This is a genomic window from Pantoea sp. RG18 (genome assembly GCF_025910075.1).
Classification (GTDB): domain Bacteria; phylum Pseudomonadota; class Gammaproteobacteria; order Enterobacterales; family Enterobacteriaceae; genus Pantoea; species Pantoea agglomerans.
Genome location: NZ_JAPCIL010000002.1, coordinates 816,481 through 838,362 on the forward strand (window position 1 = coordinate 816,481; position 21,882 = coordinate 838,362).

Consider the following 21,882-nt stretch of genomic DNA (forward strand, 5'->3'; position numbering starts at 1 on the left):
CGGCGGACCGGGCAGATGATTATTTTTGTTCCTGCTGCGGCATCTGTCGCCAGATGTAAAGCCCGCTGAGCAGGGTAAACAGTAAGGTCAGACCGGAGAGACCGAACACTTTAAAGTTAACCCAAAACGCCTGAGATAACCAAAAGGCGACATAGATGTTTACCAGGCCGCAGATAAAGAAGAACAGCGCCCAGGCAACGTTGAGCCTGCGCCAGACCGCGTCGGGCAGCTGCAGCTCTTTGCCCAGCATGCGCTGAATCAGCGTCTGCTCCATAAACCACTGGCTGTAGAGCAGGGCGGCGGCAAACAGGCTGTAGATAACCGTGACTTTCCACTTAATGAACTCATCGTTGTGGAACACCAGCGTCAGGGTGCCAAAAACCGCCACCAGCACAAAGGTGAAAATCGTCATCTTTTCCAGCTTGCGATAGAGCACCCAGCTGACAACCAGCGCCAGGCCGGTCGCGACAATCAGCGCGCCCGAGGCGACAAAAATGTCATACAGCTTGTAGAAGATGAAAAAGACCACCAAGGGAAGAAAGTCGAGTAGCTGCTTCATAGTTTTTCCATTCAGAGTTGGCTGCAAATGTGCCCGAAGGCACATCGTCAATCAACGTAACAGCATATAGAGCCGATAAAGATAGATAATCAACATCGCCGAAACCACATTGCCTGCCGCGGTGAAAATCACCGACGAGACATTCAGCGGTAAAACCGTCAGCGAAGAGAAGAACAGCATCACCACCACTTTGGCCAGCAGCCAGAGCAGAATAGCGGGGGCAATCAGCTTCACATTCTTCCACGCCATCCGCATGCTGGCCCGCATGGCGGCAAAGACACCCATCTTCTCACTGGCCACCATCACCGGAGCCAGCGACAGCAGAATCGTCAGCAGAATGCCTGGCACCACCAGCACCATAAAGCCCAGTTGCGCCACCAGCGTCATCAGGAAGGTGAGCAGCAGCAGCTTTGGCAGCAGCGGCGCTGAAGCACCAATCGCCCGCAACGCACTGACACGCTGGCCGGAAGAGACCATCGGGATCAGATAGAGCATTCCGCCAAGCAGCAGCGTGTTCCCCATCAGCGCAGCGAAGGTGCTGGCCGCCGAGGCGCGCAGTAGCACCTGCTGCTGTTCCGGTGACATATTCTGCACCATCTCAAACAGCGAACCGGCGCTATCGTCACCCTGTTGCAGGAGGGCCATCTGATCGGCACCTGGCGTCAGCACATGCACCAGCATGACGGTGATAAAAGCGGCCAGCAGCGACATCAACAGCACCGTAGCCAGTTGATGGCGCGCGAAATTTCCTGTGTCACGGTATAACGAGCTTGCCGTGATAGACATGTACACTCCTTTGAGGACCCGGGTTAATTAACCCGGCGATTGTACATGTTCTGGCAGCTCGCTGGCACCCGCTGTGGCATAACTTTCTGTCATGACAGGTAAAGATGGAGAAAAAAGGGCGGGAAGACCATACCGGGCGCGGGCGCGATCGCAGGCTTCATTGTGGATACCCGCTTCGCCCGACATCGAAAATTCCCGACAGGGCGTCGGACGTTGTTCGTAAATTCCGCAGGAGACACAGCCGCCAATGTCGCCTTCAAGGGCAACGCAGCGCGGCGCGCGATCGTTCGTTCCACGCATATTGCGCATTAACAGGCTGAGCGGTTCGGTTAATGCGGTCGGCACCGGGCCGCCTGCATCATCGGCTTCGGCCCAGTAAAATGAGACGCGGAAATGGGCGCAGCAGGCGCCACAGCTGACACAAGGGTTAGTTATTTCACTCATTTGATCACCCGCCCCTCCCAGGGCATCGAACCAAAATCACCAGAGAAGATAAGCAAAATAGGCCTGGCGAAATTATTCAGCAAGGGGAATTTTGCTGCGCCAGCCCGAGCCGAAATTGATCTAAATCAATTCATTGTTTTTTAAGTAATTTATCTGAAGGGTACAGAGTGCAATTTTCTGTAAATCACGTTAAATATTTGCCAGCAAAAAGCGATGACGTTCGCGACATTAACATTAAGCAAAGGAGTGATGATGAAACTGGCAAAATGCGCGATGCTGCTGGCTCTGGCTTTTCCCCAACTGTCGATGGCCCACGAAGCAGGCGACTTCTTTATGCGTGCCGGTAGTGCCACCGTCCGGCCCACCGAAGGTTCCGATAATGTGTTAGGGATGGGCGAGTTCAGCGCATCCAACGACACGCAGCTGGGCCTGACCTTTACTTACATGGCAACGGACAACATTGGTGTCGAATTACTGGCCGCCACACCGTTCCGTCACAAGGTGGGCCTGGGCCCGACCGGAACACTGGCAACGGTACGCCAGTTACCGCCTACGCTGATGGCGCAGTACTACTTCTTTGATAGCAAGAGCAAAGCGCGTCCTTACGTTGGCGTAGGTATCAACTACACCACCTTTTACGATGCCGATTTCAACCAGACGGGCCGCGATGCGGGCCTGACCGATCTCAGCGTGAAGGATTCCTGGGGTGTGGCGGGTCAGGTCGGTCTGGATTATCAGATTAACCGTGACTGGATGCTGAATGCGTCGGTGTGGTACATGGATATTGATACGGAAGTGAAGTTTAAAGCGGGTGGCGAGCAGCAGAATATCAATATGCGCATCGATCCCTGGGTCTTCTTCTTCGGAGCGGGTTACCGTTTCTGAGGATAAAGATAATAAAAAAGCCGCTGAATCAGCGGCCTTTTTTTGTCTGTTAAGACGTTATTTGATCTGCATATTGTTAACAACGGACTTCACGCCCGCCACGCTGCGCGTAACCTGAACGGCACGGTTAGCCATCTGTGGTGATGAAACAAAACCGCTCAGCTGAACTTTACCTTTGAAGGTTTCTACGTTGATTTCAGTTGATTTCAGCGAGTCATCTTTCAGCAGTTCACCTTTAACTTTTGTGGTCACCACGGTGTCATCAATATAGCCACCGGTTCCCTCTTTGGTTGCGGTTGGCGCACAGGCGCTCAGTGTCAGCGCAACCACGCCCGCCAGTACAGCACCTGTCAGCAGTTTAACGAATTTCATTGCTTTCTCTCCCTGTCACAAAATGGATGCGACGTTACCGTAACGGCGCATTGTCATTGTGGTGCAGATTTTGCAAAAAGGGCAAATGGGGGAATGAAAAAAAAGGAAACAAATCATGCCTTATCGCGCGATAAGGCATGCTGGCAGGATTAACGGCTGGCGGCTTTAAGACGGCTGACAAAGTTCTTCAGCTCGCTCAGCATCACCTCAGGCTCTGAATGATGTTTTTCGATGATTCTGACAATCGCAGAGCCGGAGATCGCGCCCGCAGCGCCCGCGGCGATCGCTTCCTTAACCTGTTCAGGCTCAGAGATACCAAAGCCCTGCAGCGGCGGGGCTGCATGGTATTCACGCAGCTTGTCGATCAGATGCTGCAACGGCAGGCTGGCGCGGTTTTCAGCACCGGTCACGCCCGCGCGCGACAGCAGGTAGGTGTAACCCCGTCCGTGTGAAGCGATCTCGCGCAGCAGCTCATCGCTGGCGTTAGGCGGACAGATGAAGATGGGTGCTATGCCATGACGCAGCGCCGCCTGACGGAAGGGCGCGGACTCTTCAACGGGCACATCCGCCACCAGCACCGAATCCACACCCGCCTCTGCACAACGGGCATAGAACTCATCCACACCGTTGGTGAAGACCAGATTGGCGTACATCAGCAATCCAATCGGCAGATCCGGATACTTACGGCGGATAGTGGCCAGCATTTCAAAGCATTGGCTGGTGTTGGTGCCCGCCGCAAAGGCGCGTAACGTCGCATTCTGGATGGTCGGGCCATCTGCAAGGGGATCGGAAAAGGGAATACCCAGCTCCAGTGCATCCGCGCCTCCTTCAACCAGGGCATCAATCACACGCAGTGAAAGCTCCGGTGACGGATCGCCCAGCGTAACAAAAGGAACGAAAGCCCCTTCGTTATTCGCTGACAGACGCGTAAACAGTTGATTGTAACGTTCCATCAGATTTCTCCCTGCGCTGTCAAAATGTCATGAACGGTGAAAATATCTTTGTCGCCGCGGCCAGAGAGGTTGACCACAATCAACTGCTCTTTTTCCGGCTCGGCCTGAATCATCTTCATGGCGTGCGCCAGGGCGTGGGATGACTCCAGCGCCGGAATGATACCTTCATCGCGACAGAGCTGTTTAAAGGCGGCCAGCGCTTCGTTATCGGTGATGGAGACATATTCCGCACGACCGATGCTGTTCAGGTGCGCATGCTGCGGGCCTACAGACGGGAAGTCGAGGCCGGCAGAGATCGAGTAAGACTCCTCAATCTGGCCATCATGGGTCTGCATCATCGGCGATTTCATACCGAAGTAGATGCCGACGCGACCGTGCTTGAGCGGCGCGCCATGCTCGCCGGTCTCAATGCCGTGGCCCGCAGGCTCTACGCCGATCAGCTTCACGCTGGTCTCATCGATAAAGTCGGCAAACATGCCGATGGCGTTGGAGCCGCCGCCCACACAGGCGAGGATCGCATCGGGCAGGCGACCCTCTCTTTCCAGAATCTGCTTTTTAGTCTCTTCGCCAATCATGCGCTGGAACTCACGCACAATCGTCGGGAAGGGATGCGGACCCGCTGCGGTGCCGAGCATATAGTGTGATGTCTCGTAGCTGCCAGACCAGTCGCGCAGCGCTTCATTACAGGCATCTTTCAGCGTGGCGGAGCCGCTGTGCACCGGGATCACTTCTGCGCCCATCAGACGCATACGGAAGACGTTGGGTGACTGACGCTCCACATCTTTTGCGCCCATATAGATGCGGCATTTCATGCCCAGCAGCGCACAGGCCAGCGCTGAAGCTACGCCGTGCTGACCCGCACCGGTTTCGGCAATGATTTCGTTTTTGCCCATGCGTTTGGCTAACAGCGCCTGACCCAGCACCTGGTTGGTCTTGTGCGCGCCACCGTGCAGCAGATCTTCACGCTTAAGATAGAGGCGGGTTTTGGTGCCTTTAGTCAGGTTTTTGCACAGCGTCAGGGCGGTAGGGCGACCCGCATAGTTCTTCAGCAGGTCGGTAAACTCGGCCTGAAACTCAGGATCTTTCTGGGCGTCGACAAACGCCTGTTCCAGCTGGCGCAGGGCTGGCATCAGGATTTGCGGAACATACATTCCGCCAAATTCGCCAAAGTAGGGATTAAGTAACGTCATTTTTTATCTTCCTTTCTCGGGCCCGCCGTTGAGCAGGCCAGGCAAATCAGTAGGCTCGCAGTGTCTGAAACACAGCGGCAATTTTACGGGCATCTTTGATGCCAGGCGCGCTTTCCACGCCAGAGTTGAAGTCCAGTCCGGCACAGCCGAGCTGCGCGGCTTCAACACAGTTATCCGCGCTCAGGCCACCGGCCAGCAGCACGTTGTTGAGCGTCTGCCCCTGCAACAGCGACCAGTCGAAACGCTGTCCGGTTCCGCCGTCGCCATTATCAAACACATAACGGTCAACATGAGGCCAGTCGCGCGCCGGTAAGGTGCCTTCAATGCGCAGCGCCTTCCAGATTTGAATCTCAGCTGGCAGAGCCGCACGCAGTTCAGCTACAAACTCCGGCGTCTCGTTACCATGCAGCTGCACCGCAGAGAGTGAAAGCGCACCGGCTTGCGTGACAATGTCACTTATAGAGGCATTGCGGAACACGCCGACGTAGCGCAGCGGCGCCGCAGCGATCACGGTCTGCGCCGTAACGGTGTCAATCTGGCGCGGTGAACCTTCCGCGAAGATCAGACCACCATAGATTGCCCCGGCTTCATAGGCGGCACGCGCATCTTCGGCACGGGTCAGGCCGCACACTTTATTGCTGCCCAGCGTGACCCGACGCACCGCTGCGGTCAGGTCGGCTTCTTCCATCAGTGCAGAACCAATCAGGAAGCCGTTGGCAAAATGGCTCAGCTCGCGAATATCGGCATAGCTGTTAATGCCTGATTCGCTGATTACTGTGACGCCGTGTGACAGGCGCGGTGCCAGCTGACGGGTGCGGTTAAGATCGATAGAGAGGTCACGCAGATCGCGGTTGTTGATACCCACAACTTTGGCCTGCAGCGCGATAGCCCGCTCCAGTTCCTCTTCATTACTCACTTCAGTCAGAATGCCCATCTTCAGGCTGTGCGCCACAGCGGCCAGCTGACGATACTGCTCATCATCCAGCACTGACAGCATCAGCAGAATCGCATCAGCCTGGTAGTAACGGGCCAGATAGATCTGATAAGGGTCGATAATAAAATCTTTGCACAGCACCGGCTGGGTGATGGCCGCGCTGACAATCGGCAGAAAGGCGAAGTCGCCCTGAAAATATTTCTCATCGGTCAGCACAGATACCGCGGAAGCGTAATGGCGGTAGACCCCGGCAATGGCGGCTGGATCGAAATCCTCACGAATAATGCCTTTCGAGGGAGAGGCCTTTTTACACTCCAGGATAAACGCGGTTCTTGCACCCTGCAGCGCATCGTAGAAATGACGGCTGGCGGGTTCAATGCTGTTCTGAAAGGTAGAGAGAGGCTGCTGCTGCTGACGGGCTTCAACCCAAATCGCTTTGTCCTGAACAATTTTTTCTAACACGGTGCCTTTCATGATTATCCTCTTGCTGCCAGTGCGACGACACGCTCATAAGCCTGTCCGCTGCGGATGGCGTTAAGCGCCTGCTGTGCGTTTTCACGCAGATCTTCCTGACCGAATACTTTAAGCAACATCGCCACGTTGACGGCGACGGCCTCCTCATGGGCCTGCTGGCCATTACCCTGGAGTAAAGAGGTCAGAATGTCACGATTTTCTTCCGGCGTGCCGCCCGCCAGCGCCTCTTTGGGATGGAAGCCAAAACCAAAGTCCTCTGGCGAGAGCTGATAGCGCGTAATTTCACCTTCACGCAGTTCGGCCACATGGGTCACGTCGTGCAGCGCCACCTCATCCATTCCGCCACCGTGAACCACCGCCGCGCGCTGATAACCCAGCATTTTCAGCGTCTGGGCAATCGGCATCACCAGTTCCGGGCTGTAAACGCCAATCACCGCCAGTGGCGGGCGTGCCGGATTGATCAGCGGGCCCAGCACGTTAAACAGCGTACGGGTCTTAAGCTGCTGGCGGACCGGCATCGCGTGGCGAAAACCGGTGTGATACTGCGGCGCAAACAGGAAGCAGACATTCAGATCGTCCAGCGCCTGGCGTGCCCGGTCAGCGGGCATATCGAGATTGATGCCAAAGGCGGCTAGCAGATCGGAGGAGCCCGATTTGCTGGAGACGCTGCGGTTGCCGTGCTTCGCCACTTTCAGACCGCAGGTCGCAGCGACAAAGGCGCTGGCAGTCGAGATATTAATGCTGTTACTGCCATCGCCGCCGGTGCCCACAATGTCGGCAAACGCATAATCAGGGCGGGGAAAAGGTTTGGCATCTTCCAGCAGTGCGGTGGCGGCTCCGGCGATCTCTTCCGGCGTTTCACCGCGCACTTTCATGGCGATCAGCGCGGCAGCGAGCTGCGTTGGCTCCAGCTGTCCGGTAATGATGGCGCTGAACAGCTGATGACTCTCAGCCTGATTCAGCGTCTGCGCCTGGTAAAGTTTTTCCAGTGTCTGTTGCATGTTTATTCTCCCTGTTACTTCGCCAGCGCCCAGGCCAGCGTCTGCTCAAGCAGGCGCGCGCCCTGAGAAGTCAAAATCGATTCAGGATGGAACTGAAACCCGCATACGCGATCGGTTTCATGGCGAACGGCCATCACCATCCCGTTGTAACTGGCGTTCACCGTCAGCTCTTCCGGCGTGTTGCTGCCCACCAGCGAGTGATAGCGCGCCACCGGCAGCGGATTGCTCAGACCGGCAAACATCGCCTCGCCGTCATGGTCGATTGAAGAGGCTTTGCCGTGCAGGATCTCGCCTGCCTGGCCCACATGGCCGCCATAGGCTTCGACAATCGCCTGGTGACCCAGACAGATACCGATAATTGGCAGACGACCACGCAGCACCCGCAGCAGCTCCGGCATACAGCCAGCATCTTTTGGCGCGCCGGGACCGGGAGAGAGCATCAGCACCGGGTTCTCCATCCGCTGCAGCTGTTCAATAAGCAGTTCGGCGGGCAGGTTGTTGCGGTAAATCACCACGTTGTGACCAAAGGTCCGCAGCTGATCAACCAGGTTATAGGTAAAAGAGTCGATGTTATCGAGCAGCAGAATATCGGCCATCAGAAGATCTCCTTGCAGTGATGGGCAGTCGCGATAGCGCGCAGTACGGCGCGCGCTTTGTTGCGGCTTTCATCAGCTTCAGCCTGCGGATTAGAATCCAGCACCACACCAGCGCCCGCCTGAACGGTGGCGACGCCATCTTCTACATAGGCGGAGCGGATAACGATACAGGTATCGAGATCGCCCTGGGCGGTGAAGTAGCCCACCGCGCCGCCGTAGCTGCCGCGACGGGTGCGTTCAGCCCCGGCAATCAACTGCATGGCGCGAACTTTTGGTGCTCCGCTCAGCGTGCCCATGTTCATACAGGCACGATACGCGTGCAGCACATCGAGATCCGCGCGCAGCGTACCCACCACGCGGGAAACCAGATGCATTACAAACGAGTAGCGGTCAACTTTGGTCAGGTCAGCCACGTAACGGCTGCCGGGCACGCAGATACGCGCCAGATCGTTACGCGCCAGATCCACCAGCATCAGATGCTCAGCCAGCTCTTTATGGTCGGTACGCATCTCCAGCTCAATGCGGCTGTCGAGATCGCGGTCCAGTGAGCCATCAGCATGGCGGCCACGCGGGCGGGTACCGGCAATCGGGTAGATCTCAATCTGACGGGAGGTGGCGTCATACTTCAGCGAACTCTCCGGCGACGCGCCAAACAATGAGAAATCCTGATCCTGCATGAAAAACATGTAGGGGCTGGGATTGCTGTTTTTCAGTGTCTCATAAGCAGCCAGCGGCGACGGGCACGGCAGCGAGAAGCGACGTGACGGCACGACCTGGAAAATTTCGCCGATGCGAACCGCCTGCTGAAGGGTGCGTACTACGTCGCAATACTCTTCATCACTCTGGCTGGTGGTCAGCGTCATCTGTTCAACCGGCTGGACCGGCAGAGCCGGTGCCGGCTGCAGCATCTGGCCGTGCAACTGCTCGATGCGGCGCTGCAGGCGCTGGAACTCGCTGGTGGATGGGCAGAACAGGCTGGCCTGCAGACGCGCACTGCGGGTCTGGTGATCGATTACCAGTAAGGTTTCTGCCAGGTAAAAACAGTAGTCGGGGCAGCGTTGCTGATTATCCAGCTCCGGCAGGGTTTCAAAACCGGCAACCAGATCATAAGCAAACAGGCCACCCAGCAGTACGGCTTCGCGCTCATCGGCAGGGGAGTTGACCAGTTGTGGAATCAGACGCAAAGCATCAAACACCGACAGTGCCTTGAGGCGGGAATCTTCATCCTGCTGATGGTCGGTGCTCTGCGGGAAAGTCAGCTCGCGTCCATCGGGACGAACCTGATTGCTTACCGACGCAGGCAGGGCCTCATCCAGCAGCGACAGCAGGGCGCGGCCATTTTCTGACAACGCCTGAACGGTGACATTGTTGCCCATTGCGCTGACGCGCAGCGCGCTGTCGACAATCAGCAGGCTTTTTAAGTTGCGCTTGCTATCGATGTCAGCGGATTCAAGCAGCAGGGTTGCCGGACGTGCGCCGCACAGCTGGTGAAACACTGCGGCCGGATCTTCGCGGTAGGGTGCGGTGCCGGTAATCAACTTCACTGTAGGTTTCGCATTTGGCATGATGATTTCTCTGAATTTCGCTCAAAAAAAAGCCCGCTCGGTGGCGGGCTCAGGTATTAGCACAGCGTTTACGCAAAGTGTGCACGACCCTGTCGCCCGTTTTCGGGAACATCGCGCCAACCGTTTAAATGCGTGATTACAACAGCCATGATTGAATACCCGTTACGTGTGAACTTGTGTACTAGTTAACGGGTTCAGAGCGGAAATGTCAATACACTTTTTCACTGACCATGAAAATCGTTATCATGCTGGCCGGTTTAGTTTTTGCAGGAGTTCTCTTGAGCGATATCGCCCGTTTCCCGGTTTATGATTTACACAGCCACACGCGTGCCTCCGATGGCTTACTGACGCCAGCCGCCCTGGTGCAGCGAGCGGTTGAGATGCGCGTCGGCGTACTGGCGATCACCGATCACGACAGCGTTGCAGGGGTAGATGAAGCGCAGCAAACGGCAATCGATCACGATTTACCGATAAAAGTGCTGGCGGGCGCAGAAATCTCCACCCTGTGGGAAAACCATGAGATTCATATCGTGGGACTGAACATTGATATCCGCCATCCGGCGATGGTGGCGTTTCTGGCCGGACAACATGCCTGTCGGCAAGCACGTGCAGAAGAGATTGGTGAGCGACTGGCAAAGGCACGTATCCCGGATGCGCTGGCGGGAGCCGCGCGACTGGCTGATGGCGGCATCATTACGCGCGGTCACTTTGCCCGTTTCCTGATTGAACAGGGTAAAGCAGAGAATATGGCGCAGGTGTTCAAAAATTATCTGGCGCGTGGCAAAACCGGTTACGTGCCGCCACAATGGTGTACAATTAAACAAGCTATTGATGCTATTCATCATTCTGGTGGCTGCGCCGTGCTGGCGCATCCTGGCCGTTACGGTTTATCGGCAAAGTGGCTCAAACGGCTGGTCGCCCATTTCCGCGAAGCGGGCGGCGATGCGATGGAAGTCGCGCAGTGCCAGCAGCCGCCTAATGAGCGCACGACGCTGGCGCAATACGCCAGAGATAATGAACTGGCCGCATCACAAGGTTCTGATTTTCATCAACCCTGTCCGTGGATTGAACTGGGCCGCAAACTCTGGCTGCCCGCGGCGGTTGAGCCGGTCTGGGAACGCTTCCCGGATCTGGCTCCCAGCCTGGCAATCACGGAAAGGTGACACGAGGTTTCTATGAGTCAATTGTTTCATATTCATCCGGACAACCCGCAGCCTCGCCTGATTAATCAGGCGGTTGACTACCTGAACAAAGGCAGCGTCATTGTTTATCCAACCGATTCCGGCTATGCGCTGGGCTGTCGGCTGGAGGAGAAGGGCGCGATGGAGCGTATCTGTCGTATCCGTCAGCTCGACGGGCACCACAACTTTACCCTGATGTGCCGGGATCTCTCTGAGCTGTCGGTCTATTCGCAGGTGGGCAACTCAGCGTTTCGCCTGCTGAAAAACAACACGCCAGGCAACTACACCTTTATTCTCAAGGCGACCAAAGAGGTGCCGCGCCGCCTGATGAATGAAAAACGTAAGACCATTGGTCTGCGCGTTCCCTCTAATCCCGTGGCACTGGCGCTGCTGGAAGCACTGAATCAGCCGATGATGTCGACCTCATTAATTCTGCCGGGCAACGATTTCACCGAGTCCGATCCGGAAGAGATCCAGCACAGCATCGGCAAGCTGGTCGATCTGATTATCGACGGCGGCACGCTGGGCCAGCAGCCGACCACGGTGGTCGATCTGACCACCGATGCGCCGGAAATTGTGCGTGAAGGGGTGGGCGATACCCGCCCGTTCCTGTAAGCCCTCAGGCTCAGGCACCGCGTGTCGGTGTCTGGGCCAGATTCGACTCTAACCAGCTTTTGAACTGGCCGTAAGGAATATAAAGTGACACATCTTTCAGGATCACTTTGTTATTACGCCCATTTTTAATCGAGTCAGAATAGCCAACAATCACGCCGCCCAGCGTATCATCACGGTTATAAACGCCGCCGCCCGACATCCCCTGAACAACACCTGCATTGGAGGCCATGGCTATACAGGGACTTTTATTCCAGTTATTCCGAATAGCCGTACGGGCTAAATTAACTCCGGTCGATTCAACCGGCATCGCTGAAATAAAACTGTAGCCATACATTTTAACCGGATCGCCGATGTCGCTGCTGCGGAACTTAGTCAGCGTGCTGGCGTCATTCTTGTGATAAATAATCGCAAGGTCGCAATAAGGGTGATAAGACTTAACGCGCTGCACGGCAGTTTTGGCAACGTGCGCAGCTGTCAGGCTATATTCAGGCGTCAATGGAATGCTGGTGCCCAGTGTGCCGAGACCGAGGATCGTCGGAATGCCAGTCACGCTCATATCTACGTGCTGCATCGCCGTACGACTGTACTCAGTATGGCCCACAGAACACCCGCTCAGCACCAGTGCAGCAAGCACCGGGCACAGCAACAGGTTTTTCATGATGGGTTTCTTTATTCAGGCATGTCGGGAAATCCCTGGTGAAGATTTTTGACATGCAAGCAAGGTTCATCACTGAACCGTATTAACGCAACAACTCCGGATGCGCCGGTTTATTGGATTAATCTAAAAAGACTATTTTTATAAATGAATAACAAAAGCCGGACTTCATTGTTGCAGGACCCCTCTATCGTGAGTCCTGCTTTTTATTGCGCTACAGAAATAAATTATATCAGCTTAATAGTGTCGTACAATTTATTAAAGCTAATAAGAATCAAATGTCCTTGAAAATAAGGCCTTAAATAAATCTGCATTAAGAAAAATCTGGCTTTTTTGTATTTACCTGGCGGTTATAATGGATTAAATCATTAAAACAGTTGTTTGTGCTGACTTTAATGTTTTTTTAAGAAGAATAAAAGCAAGGGAAAATCAGCGAAAGTGTAAGATAGTGTTAAGGTTTTTATCACCAGAACATTACGTTGATGAAACTGAAGTGGTTAGAAAATTTAATTGTCATCAGCTATAAAGTTTTTAATACATGCATTTTATTAATCTTATTCCTGCCAGATGCACGGGGGTTATTTAAATCAGCGCCAGATATTATCAGATCTAAAACTATCAGAGGCTGACCCTTCTTAATTCGCTTCAGACCCACTCATAAAGCGCGTTACTTCAGGGGTAAATGCCTGTATAATGGGGCCGAATTAATAGGTTAACCTGTTGATTCAGAAAGAATTATCACCCTACCGTGACGCCTGGGAAGGCGACAAAGAGGAAGCTCAATGAGCGAAAAGTTACAGAAAGTCTTAGCGCGTGCCGGCCATGGCTCGCGTCGTGAAATCGAATCAATGATTGCCGCTGGCCGTGTCAGCGTCGACGGCAAGATCGCCACCCTGGGCGACCGCGTTGAAAGCAGCAAATCTCTGAAAATCCGTATTGATGGCCATCTGGTCTCGATTGCTGAATCAGCAACCGAAGTTTGCCGCGTGCTGGCTTACTACAAACCAGAAGGTGAACTCTGTACCCGCAGCGATCCTGAAGGGCGCCCAACGGTATTTGACCGTCTGCCTCGTCTGCGCGGTTCACGCTGGATTGCCGTTGGCCGTCTGGATGTGAACACCTGTGGTCTGATGCTCTTCACCACTGACGGTGAACTGGCGAACCGCCTGATGCATCCGAGCCGTGAAGTGGAACGTGAATATGCGGTGCGCGTCTTTGGTCAGGTCGACGATGATAAAATTCGTCAGCTGAGCAAGGGCGTTCAGCTGGAAGATGGCCCGGCTGCCTTTAAAACCCTGAAATTTGGCGGTGGAGAAGGGATCAACCAGTGGTACAACGTGACCCTGACCGAAGGACGTAACCGTGAAGTGCGTCGTTTATGGGAAGCGGTCGGCGTGCAGGTCAGTCGTCTGATGCGTGTTCGCTACGGCGATATCACCTTACCAAAAGGCCTGCCACGCGGTGGCTGGACCGAACTGGATCTGCCTGCGGTTAACTACCTGCGTAACCTGGTGGAGATGGATGATGAAACGGTTACCAAACTGGTGGTCGAAAAAGATCGTCGTCGCACCAAAGCGAACCAGATTCGTCGTGCCGTGAAACGTCACAGTAAAGTGAGCAGCACCCCACGTGCACCACGCCGCAATCCGGGCAGCAAACGTAACTCCGGTTAATCACGTTGCCCGATCGCTAAAAACGCAGCCCCAGGGCTGCGTTTTCTTTTTCTGTTACCAGTCAATTCCCTGCTGAGCCTGTATCCCGGCATCAAAAGCGTGCTTAACCGGCCGCATCTCAGTCACCGTATCCGCCATCTCAGTCAGGCTGCGATGACAGCCACGTCCGGTAATGATGACGCTCTGATGCGCCGGGCGCTGTTGCAGGGCCGCTATCAGCTCTTCCAGTGGCAGATAATCCATGCTGACCATATAGGTGATTTCGTCGAGCACCACCAGATCCAGCTGCTCATCGGCCAGCATCCGTTTTGCATGCTGCCACACCGCCAGACAGGCGGCGGTATCCGTTTCGCGGTTCTGCGTATCCCAGGTAAAGCCGGTTGCCATCACCTGAAATTCAACACCGTGCTGTTCCAGCAGGTTTCGCTCGCCATTCGGCCAGTCACCTTTAATGAACTGGATAGCCGCCACGCGTTTGCCATGACCGGTGGCGCGGAGTGCGGTGCCAAAGGCCGCAGTCGTTTTGCCTTTGCCATTGCCGGTAAAGACCATCAGGATGCCACGAACCTCCGTGGCTGCAGCAATACGCGCATCTACCTGTTCTTTTAACCGCTGCTGACGCTGTTGATGACGATCGTCAGCCATTATTCAGCGGCTCCCGGTTTTCTGCCTGGCTGGGCATCAAAGCTGATCCCGGTTTTACGACGGCTGTCATCACCCATCAGATAAAGGTAGAGCGGCATCAAATCGGCAGGGGTTTTCAGCTTATTGGCATCTTCCTGCGGGAACGCGCTGGCACGCATTTTGGTTCGCGTCCCGCCCGGATTAATACAGTTCACCCGTAGCGACTGGTTCTTATACTCATCAGCCAGTACCTGCATCATGCCTTCGGTAGCAAATTTAGAGACGGCGTAAGCCCCCCAGCACGCGCGACCGGTACGGCCCACGCTGGAGGTGGTAAACACCAGTGAACCGGCATCCGATTTTAACAGCAGCGGCAACAGCGCCTGCGTCAGGAAGAAGGTGGCGTCCAGGTTGATGTTCATCACCTGCTGCCAGACCTGTGGGTCAAGTTCAGCCAGCGGCACAATCTCACCGAGGATACCGGCGTTATGCAGCACGCCGTCAAGACGCGGAAACTGCTGGGCCAGCTGTTCTGCCACCTGCTGGCAACGTTCCGGTGTCGCTTCGGCCAGATCGAACACCACAGTGTGAGCCGGGCAGAGATTGAGTTGATTGATCGCCTGTTCGACCTGCTGAAGCTTCTCAGGGTTACGGCCCATCAGGATCACTTCTGCGCCATAGCGGGCATAAGTCAGCGCCGCTTCCCGGCCAATGCCATCTGAAGCGCCAGTGACCAGGATAATGCGATGATTGAGCAGGTCGCTTTTCGGTTGATAATGCACAGCGGGGTCCTCCAGCGAAAACAGCATGATTCCGCTTTATGCCTGAATTTACGAATGGGCGCAATCGCCAACCCACCCATTCTGTGCCAGCTGCTGGCATTTCAGGCGACGAAGCGGGGCAAAACGGCTAAACTGGCGAACTGTTTTTGATTCTCTGTTTACTAAGGCGACCTATGGATTTTATTTCAACGTATGGACTGTTTTTAGCGAAAGTGGTGACACTGGTGGTTGCCGTCGCTGTGATTGTCATGATTGTGATGAATGCCGCGTTACGCAAACGGGCACAAAACGGTCAGCTTCGACTGACTCATCTGGATGATGACTATCAACAGATGAAAGAGGATTTGCAGCTGGCAAAAATGAAGCCTCAGGCACAAAAAGTCTGGCTGAAAAATCATAAGAAAAGTGAAAAGCTGAAAGCCAAAGCGGAAAAGCAGGCGGCGAAGCAGGGGCAGACAGACAGTGCGAAGCCCACGCTCTATGTACTCGATTTCAAAGGCAGCATGGACGCCCATGAGGTGACTTCACTGCGCGAAGAGATTTCAGCCGTGCTGGCCGTCAAGCAGCCTGGCGATGAAGTGCTGCTGCGTCTTGAAAGCCCTGGCGGCGTGGTTCATGGCTATGGCCTGGCAGCCTCGCAGCTGCAGCGTCTGCGCGATCAGGGTCTGCGTATCACGGCGGCCGTGGATAAAGTGGCGGCCAGCGGCGGTTACATGATGGCCTGCGTAGCCGATCGTATTGTGGCAGCACCTTTCTCGATTATTGGCTCCATCGGCGTGGTCGCGCAGATCCCCAATTTCAACCGCTTGCTGAAACGGAACGATATTGATATTGAGCTGCATACCGCCGGACAGTACAAGCGCACGCTGACGCTGTTTGGTGAAAACACCGAAGAGGGACGTGAGAAATTCCAGGAAGATCTCGACGAAACGCACCTGCTGTTCAAGCAGTTTGTCCACCAGATGCGCCCGTCACTCGACATCGATCAGGTGGCAACCGGTGAACACTGGTATGGCCGCCAGGCGCTGGACCTCGGCCTGGTTGACGAAATCGGCACCAGCGATGATCTGATCATCCGTCAGATGGATAAGTTCAGCGTGCTCGGCGTGCATTATGCCCGCCGCCGTAAGGTGATGGATCGCTTTACGCAGAGCGCCGGCTCGGTGGCAGAGCGCCTGCTGCTGAAACTCTGGCAGCGCGGCGAAAAGCCACTGCTCTGATGATGCGAAACCCGGCCTGCGCCGGGTTTTTTCATTCCAGGTGGTAGAGCGGCGACAGCACCACGGCAAGGTGTTTGAACACGTTAAACACCGCCGTGGTTTTAGCCGTCGGCACTCCATCGGCATCGAGAAAAAACGGTCCGCGAAATACCAGCACTTCTCCCTGCTGAATCACCTCATCCGCCTGCATTCCCGCTAAATAATCATCATGTTCTTTGATCAGCGCATTGGCCTTTTCCAGCAACGCCTGGCGGGAAATAGCCTGAGTTGAACTCTGCATTTATTGACTCCTGTTTGACAGTACTCCAATCCTTTCTATATTACTGGCGAGTCACACGCTGTGACAAATCGGTGTAATCGATGAAAACCTGGCGTAAGTCCGGGCTGAGTGCTAATTAAGTTGCGTAACAGATTTTATCAGGTAGAGTGTGGGCGATTCCGATTTCAGGGATTTTGCACCAGGATGTGCGATGAGTTCAGATAGAAAAAGCACTCTTTATCATGCAGTTGCATAACGCCACATCATCTGATCTGAGATTGACCCCTCCGCCTTGAAATGTTAAACAGGCGCAGCAATATTGAACCCATTGGGTTTTTGGGCATCCAATCCTCTCCCGTTAAGCAGGATGTTTTCATTAGGTAAAGGTAAATATGGGTAAAGCACTCGTTATTGTTGAGTCCCCGGCAAAGGCTAAAACAATCAATAAATACCTGGGTAGTGATTACGTGGTTAAATCCAGCGTGGGTCATATCCGGGATCTGCCGACCAGTGGTTCAACCGCGAAGAAAAGTGCTGACGCCTCGACAGATAAGAAAGTCAAAGACGCTTCGACTGACAAGAAAGTCAAAAAAGTTAAAAAAGATGAGAAGGCCGCACTCGTCAGCCGCATGGGTGTTGACCCCTATCACGGCTGGGAAGCGGACTATCAGATTCTGCCCGGCAAAGAGAAAGTGGTCGCCGAACTAAAGGCGTTAGCCGCCAATGCTGACCACATCTATCTCGCAACCGACCTTGACCGCGAAGGGGAAGCCATTGCCTGGCACCTGCGGGAAGTGATTGGTGGTGATGACTCGCGCTTCAGCCGCGTCGTGTTTAACGAAATAACCAAGAATGCGATTCGTCAGGCGTTTGAAAAGCCGGGCGAACTGAATATTGATCGGGTTAATGCTCAGCAGGCGCGTCGCTTTATGGACCGCGTGGTGGGCTACATGGTCTCGCCACTGCTGTGGAAAAAGATCGCTCGTGGTCTCTCTGCCGGACGTGTGCAATCCGTTGCCGTTCGCCTGGTGGTGGAACGTGAACGTGAGATTAAAGCTTTTGTTCCCGAAGAGTACTGGGAAGTTAATGCCGCGCTGACCACGCCGAAAGGCGATGAGCTGTCGATGGACGTGACGCACAAAGGCGATAAAGCCTTCCGTCCGGTCAACCGCGACGAGACGTATGCCGCCGTCGCGCTGCTGGAAAAAGCGCGCTATGAGATCGTGGATCGTGAAGATAAGCCGACCAGCAGCAAGCCGGGCGCGCCTTATATCACCTCGACACTGCAGCAGGCTGCCAGCACCCGTCTCGGCTTTGGCGTCAAGAAGACTATGATGATGGCTCAGCGGCTGTACGAAGCGGGCCACATTACTTATATGCGTACCGATTCGACCAACCTGAGTCAGGATGCGGTCGCCATGGCGCGTGGCTATATCGAAAGCAATTTCGGTAAAAAGTATCTGCCTGAAAACGCCATAACTTACGCCAGCAAAGAGAACTCCCAGGAAGCGCACGAAGCGATTCGTCCTTCTGATGTGGAAGTGGTGGCGGAAAAGCTGAAAGATATGGAAGCGGATGCGCAGAAACTCTATCAGCTGATCTGGCGTCAGTTTGTTGCCTGTCAGATGACACCGGCAAAATATGACTCCAGCACCATTACTGCCGCCGCCGGTGATTTCCGGCTCAAAGCGAAAGGCCGTATTCTGCGTTTCGACGGCTGGACCAAAGTGATGCCTGCGCTGCGTAAGAATGATGAAGATCGTACGCTGCCTGCGGTAAGCGTGGGTGATGTTCTGGACCTGCAACAACTGCTGCCCGGTCAGCACTTCACCAAGCCACCGGCGCGCTTCAGCGAAGCGTCACTGGTGCGCGAGCTGGAGAAGCGCGGAATTGGTCGTCCATCCACCTACGCCGCCATTACCTCGACGATTCAGGATCGTGGCTACGTACGGGTTGAAAACCGCCGTTTTTATGCGGAAAAAATGGGTGAAATCGTTACCGATCGTCTGGAAGAGAACTTCCGCGAACTGATGAATTATGATTTCACCGCCCGCATGGAGAGCAACCTTGACCAGGTTGCCAATAACCAGGCGCAATGGAAAGCGGTACTCGACCACTTCTTCACTGATTTTACCCAGCAGCTTGAACTGGCTGAGAAAGATCCTGAAGAGGGCGGGATGCAGCCGAACCAGATGGTGCTGACCTCGATTAACTGCCCGACCTGTAGCCGTCCGATGGGGATTCGAACTGCCAGTACCGGCGTCTTTCTGGGCTGTTCCGGCTATGCGCTGCCACCTAAAGAGCGCTGCAAACAGACCATCAACCTGATCCCGGAAAATGAAGTCCTCAATATTCTGGAAGGGGATGATGCTGAAACCAACGCCCTGCGTGCCCGTCGTCGCTGCCAGAAGTGTGGCACGGCCATGGACAGCTACCTGATCGATAACGAACGTAAACTGCATGTCTGTGGTAATAACCCGGAGTGTGATGGTTACGAGATTGAGAAGGGCGAATTCCGCATCAAAGGCTATGACGGCCCGGTGGTGGAGTGCGAGAAGTGTGGTTCGGAGATGCATCTGAAGATGGGACGCTTTGGTAAGTACATGGCGTGTACCAATGAAGAGTGCAAAAACACCCGCAAGATACTGCGCAGTGGTGAAGTTGCTCCGCCGAAAGAGGATCCGGTTCCGCTGCCAGAGCTGGCGTGTGAGAAGTCAGATGCTTATTTCGTGTTGCGTGACGGTGCGGCGGGCGTTTTCCTCGCGGCCAACACTTTCCCGAAATCACGCGAGACGCGTGCGCCGCTGGTGGAAGAGCTTCAGCGCTTCAAAGATCGTCTGCCTGAGAAGCTGAAATATCTGGCCGATGCGCCAGCAGCCGATCCGGAAGGCAACAAAACGCTGGTGCGGTTCAGCCGCAAGACCAAACAGCAGTATGTCTCCTCCGAAAAAGAGGGCAAGGCAACCGGCTGGTCCGCCTTCTATATAGATGGCAAATGGCAGGAAGCGAAAAAGTAATCCCTGAAGGCCAGCGCTCGCTGGCCTTTTTTCTGCCGACAGGGTCTATGCTTAGTGAATCCTGTAGCAGTGAATAAGCTCAGTGCGCAGGGAACCGGGGCAGAAGAGGAAAGCGTCCCGCGCCATGGATGGCGCGGGCCGAGCGACCAGGGATTGGCTTGAGCGACTTTCCGATCTGCCCCGGTTCTATGCGCAAGACAGGTCTCAAAGCAGGCCAGACCCGACTCTGTCATCATACTCAAGCCAGCGCTCGCTGGCCTTTTTCTGAGCCTTATATCAATCCGTTCTACTCTCTCACTTAAACTGATATAGTTGTTATAGCATTTCCGACCTTTCCTGATGCATAGCATCTTTTTACCCTCGCGACTATACGTCAACCGGGGATGCGACTCTGTAACTTACCGGGATGGAATAGATATGAAATTACAGCAGTTGCGCTATATCGTTGAAGTGGTCAATCACAATCTCAACGTCTCTTCGACGGCGGAAGGTCTCTACACCTCTCAACCCGGCATCAGTAAACAGGTGCGTATGCTGGAAGATGAACTGGGCGTGCAAATCTTTGCCCGCAGCGGTAAACATCTCACCCAGGTCACGCCTGCAGGGGAAGAGATCATCCGTATAGCGCGTGAAGTTCTCTCCAAAGTGGATGCGATTAAATCGGTAGCCGGTGAACACACCTGGCCTGATAAAGGCTCGCTCTATGTCGCAACCACGCACACTCAGGCTCGCTACGCGCTGCCTGGGGTGATCAAAGGATTTATTGAGCGCTATCCTCGCGTCTCTTTGCACATGCATCAGGGTTCTCCGACCCAGATCGCCGAAGCCGTCTCCAAAGGTAATGCGGATTTTGCCATCGCCACCGAAGCCCTGCATCTCTATGACGATTTAATCATGCTGCCGTGCTACCACTGGAATCGGGCAATTGTGGTGACTGCCGATCATCCGCTGGCCGGAAAAGGGCAGGTAACTATCGAGGAGCTGGCTGAATATCCGCTGGTGACCTACACCTTTGGCTTTACCGGGCGCTCAGAACTGGATACGGCTTTCAATCGTGCAGGTTTAACGCCACGCATCGTCTTTACCGCGACCGACGCCGACGTAATCAAAACTTATGTCCGCTTAGGTCTGGGGGTTGGTGTTATCGCCAGCATGGCAGTAGATCCGGTGGCCGATCCTGACCTGATTCGCATTGAAGCCGCCGATATCTTTACCAACAGCACCACTAAGATTGGATTCCGCCGCAGCACCTTCCTGCGCAGCTATATGTATGATTTTATCCAACGTTTTGCGCCGCACCTGACGCGCGATGTGGTAGATACTGCGGTTGCGTTGCGCTCCAATGAAGACATTGAAGCGATGTTTAAAGATATCAAACTGCCGTTTAAATAGAATTTAACTTCCCCGCGTAAACATAAGGCTGCCTGGTGCAGCCTTTTTTGTCTCCAGGCTTTAGCGCCAAATGAGACTCAAAAGTTTTTATGATTTTTTTGTAAATGAAACATTGATCACATGTTTCCTCATCGGGCTTTCTTAAATGCGAATTACAACACATTTTTAACTATGTCACTTTGCGGCTTGCCAGGAATATTCCCATACTCCAGTTAAGAGCTGACGTGGGAAGCCAGTAAACATAAGGTTCTTAAGTGTTATCTATAGTTTTGAGTGGATCTGTTTTTAAATTAACTCAAATTTTTTAGCGGGTTTTTTAATTAAATATTAGTTCCGGTATTAATGATTTCTTACGTTACCTGAGCTCATTGATTAATACCGTTAATCGTTGTACTCAATAAAAATAACTGGATTTTTGGCCTTAACGCGTTTAGGATTCCTCCTAAATCTTAATCGATGTTATCAATCATTTTGTTGAGAGTGATTATCAAAAACTATGAATACACGACTGACTGTACAACCGGGTTTCCCGGCAAAAAGCACCAAGGTTGAGCGTACCGGCAACACTCGTCGCAAAGCCTGGTTAACCGTATTCGCTGCCTCTGCGCTGTTTTGGGTAGTTGTCGCGTTAATGATTTGGCGTATCTGGGGCTAAAGCCATGTGGGCAAATACACTCAGCCATAAACGTTCCCTGACCTCGGGTC

Annotated in this window: 20 protein-coding genes, 1 pseudogene and 1 other annotated feature; of the genes and pseudogenes, 8 read left to right on the forward strand and 13 right to left on the reverse strand. The window is 54.2% G+C overall.

Features of this window, described 5'->3' with window-relative positions; all coding sequences use genetic code 11:
• Window positions 1–19: 19 nt before the first annotated feature.
• The 3 genes from OK409_RS04250 to OK409_RS04260 are packed head-to-tail and all read right to left on the reverse strand — an operon-like array spanning window position 20 to window position 1,789.
• Window positions 20–559: a septation protein A gene (locus OK409_RS04250; protein WP_010244416.1), complete on the reverse strand. Its 540-nt coding sequence runs from the start codon at window positions 557–559 to the stop codon at window positions 20–22.
• Between the two features lie 51 nt (window positions 560–610).
• Complete coding sequence (locus OK409_RS04255; protein ID WP_010244420.1) at window positions 611–1,345, reverse strand: YciC family protein; 735 nt, start codon at window positions 1,343–1,345, stop codon at window positions 611–613.
• Window positions 1,346–1,372: 27 nt separating this feature from the next.
• The gene (locus OK409_RS04260; RefSeq protein WP_264366793.1) at window positions 1,373–1,789 is read right to left on the reverse strand and encodes a YkgJ family cysteine cluster protein; all 417 of its coding nucleotides are present in this window, start codon (window positions 1,787–1,789) and stop codon (window positions 1,373–1,375) included.
• A 249-nt stretch (window positions 1,790–2,038) separates the two neighbouring features.
• Between OK409_RS04260 and ompW the strand changes: the two genes are divergently transcribed.
• Complete coding sequence (ompW, locus tag OK409_RS04265) at window positions 2,039–2,674, forward strand: outer membrane protein OmpW (protein ID WP_029519099.1); 636 nt, start codon at window positions 2,039–2,041, stop codon at window positions 2,672–2,674.
• 57 nt (window positions 2,675–2,731) lie between these two features.
• Here ompW and OK409_RS04270 read toward each other — a convergent pair whose 3' ends face one another.
• The 6 genes and pseudogenes from OK409_RS04270 to OK409_RS04295 form a co-directional block, all read right to left on the reverse strand.
• Window positions 2,732–3,046: a BON domain-containing protein gene (locus OK409_RS04270; protein ID WP_010244430.1), complete on the reverse strand. Its 315-nt coding sequence runs from the start codon at window positions 3,044–3,046 to the stop codon at window positions 2,732–2,734.
• A 149-nt stretch (window positions 3,047–3,195) separates the two neighbouring features.
• Window positions 3,196–3,999 carry a tryptophan synthase subunit alpha gene (gene trpA, locus OK409_RS04275; RefSeq protein WP_010244433.1) on the reverse strand — a complete coding sequence of 268 codons (804 nt, stop codon included), beginning with the start codon at window positions 3,997–3,999 and terminating at the stop codon, window positions 3,196–3,198.
• Window positions 3,999–5,189, reverse strand: coding sequence for a tryptophan synthase subunit beta (gene trpB, locus OK409_RS04280; RefSeq protein WP_010244436.1), 1,191 nt, complete (start codon window positions 5,187–5,189; stop codon window positions 3,999–4,001). The genes trpA and trpB overlap by 1 nt, the downstream gene beginning before the upstream one ends.
• Before the next feature lie 46 nt (window positions 5,190–5,235).
• Window positions 5,236–6,597, reverse strand: coding sequence for a bifunctional indole-3-glycerol-phosphate synthase TrpC/phosphoribosylanthranilate isomerase TrpF (trpCF, locus tag OK409_RS04285; protein WP_264366794.1), 1,362 nt, complete (start codon window positions 6,595–6,597; stop codon window positions 5,236–5,238).
• 2 nt (window positions 6,598–6,599) lie between these two features.
• Window positions 6,600–8,194: pseudogene (gene trpD, locus OK409_RS04290) on the reverse strand (bifunctional anthranilate synthase glutamate amidotransferase component TrpG/anthranilate phosphoribosyltransferase TrpD).
• A complete protein-coding gene (locus tag OK409_RS04295) occupies window positions 8,194–9,759 on the reverse strand; it encodes an anthranilate synthase component 1 (protein WP_060680305.1) in 1,566 nt (521 codons plus the stop codon). The pseudogene trpD and the gene OK409_RS04295 overlap by 1 nt, the downstream one beginning before the upstream one ends.
• Before the next feature lie 23 nt (window positions 9,760–9,782).
• Window positions 9,783–9,884, reverse strand: a sequence feature (Trp leader region).
• A gap of 153 nt (window positions 9,885–10,037) precedes the next feature.
• On the opposite strand from OK409_RS04295, the gene rnm reads away from it, so the two are divergent.
• Together rnm and OK409_RS04305 are read left to right on the forward strand one after the other, a co-directional pair.
• A complete protein-coding gene (rnm, locus tag OK409_RS04300) occupies window positions 10,038–10,922 on the forward strand; it encodes an RNase RNM (RefSeq protein ID WP_413629545.1) in 885 nt (294 codons plus the stop codon).
• 12 nt (window positions 10,923–10,934) lie between these two features.
• Complete coding sequence (locus OK409_RS04305) at window positions 10,935–11,555, forward strand: L-threonylcarbamoyladenylate synthase (RefSeq protein WP_003853883.1); 621 nt, start codon at window positions 10,935–10,937, stop codon at window positions 11,553–11,555.
• Between the two features lie 10 nt (window positions 11,556–11,565).
• Here OK409_RS04305 and OK409_RS04310 read toward each other — a convergent pair whose 3' ends face one another.
• The gene (locus tag OK409_RS04310; RefSeq protein WP_010244455.1) at window positions 11,566–12,213 is read right to left on the reverse strand and encodes a hypothetical protein; all 648 of its coding nucleotides are present in this window, start codon (window positions 12,211–12,213) and stop codon (window positions 11,566–11,568) included.
• A gap of 779 nt (window positions 12,214–12,992) precedes the next feature.
• On the opposite strand from OK409_RS04310, the gene rluB reads away from it, so the two are divergent.
• Entirely contained in the window at window positions 12,993–13,883 is an 891-nt protein-coding gene (gene rluB / locus OK409_RS04315) for a 23S rRNA pseudouridine(2605) synthase RluB (protein WP_010670251.1), read from the forward strand.
• A 54-nt stretch (window positions 13,884–13,937) separates the two neighbouring features.
• Here rluB and cobO read toward each other — a convergent pair whose 3' ends face one another.
• The gene (gene cobO / locus OK409_RS04320) at window positions 13,938–14,528 is read right to left on the reverse strand and encodes a cob(I)yrinic acid a,c-diamide adenosyltransferase (protein WP_010670250.1); all 591 of its coding nucleotides are present in this window, start codon (window positions 14,526–14,528) and stop codon (window positions 13,938–13,940) included.
• Complete coding sequence (locus OK409_RS04325) at window positions 14,528–15,289, reverse strand: YciK family oxidoreductase (RefSeq protein ID WP_264366795.1); 762 nt, start codon at window positions 15,287–15,289, stop codon at window positions 14,528–14,530. The genes cobO and OK409_RS04325 overlap by 1 nt, the downstream gene beginning before the upstream one ends.
• A gap of 173 nt (window positions 15,290–15,462) precedes the next feature.
• On the opposite strand from OK409_RS04325, the gene sohB reads away from it, so the two are divergent.
• Window positions 15,463–16,509: a protease SohB gene (gene sohB, locus OK409_RS04330; protein ID WP_010244469.1), complete on the forward strand. Its 1,047-nt coding sequence runs from the start codon at window positions 15,463–15,465 to the stop codon at window positions 16,507–16,509.
• Between the two features lie 31 nt (window positions 16,510–16,540).
• Here sohB and OK409_RS04335 read toward each other — a convergent pair whose 3' ends face one another.
• Window positions 16,541–16,789, reverse strand: coding sequence for a YciN family protein (locus OK409_RS04335; RefSeq protein WP_033757844.1), 249 nt, complete (start codon window positions 16,787–16,789; stop codon window positions 16,541–16,543).
• A 371-nt stretch (window positions 16,790–17,160) separates the two neighbouring features.
• Here OK409_RS04335 and topA point away from each other — a divergent pair, with 371 nt between their 5' ends.
• The 3 genes from topA to OK409_RS04350 all read left to right on the forward strand — a co-directional run bounded on the left by topA (window position 17,161) and on the right by OK409_RS04350 (window position 21,832).
• The gene (gene topA, locus OK409_RS04340) at window positions 17,161–19,785 is read left to right on the forward strand and encodes a type I DNA topoisomerase (protein ID WP_264366796.1); all 2,625 of its coding nucleotides are present in this window, start codon (window positions 17,161–17,163) and stop codon (window positions 19,783–19,785) included.
• A gap of 417 nt (window positions 19,786–20,202) precedes the next feature.
• Window positions 20,203–21,177, forward strand: a complete 975-nt coding sequence (gene cysB / locus OK409_RS04345) for an HTH-type transcriptional regulator CysB (RefSeq protein WP_003853865.1) — start codon at window positions 20,203–20,205, stop codon at window positions 21,175–21,177.
• 496 nt (window positions 21,178–21,673) lie between these two features.
• Entirely contained in the window at window positions 21,674–21,832 is a 159-nt protein-coding gene (locus OK409_RS04350; RefSeq protein WP_071778593.1) for a YmiA family putative membrane protein, read from the forward strand.
• The last annotated feature ends 50 nt before the right edge of the window (window positions 21,833–21,882 follow it).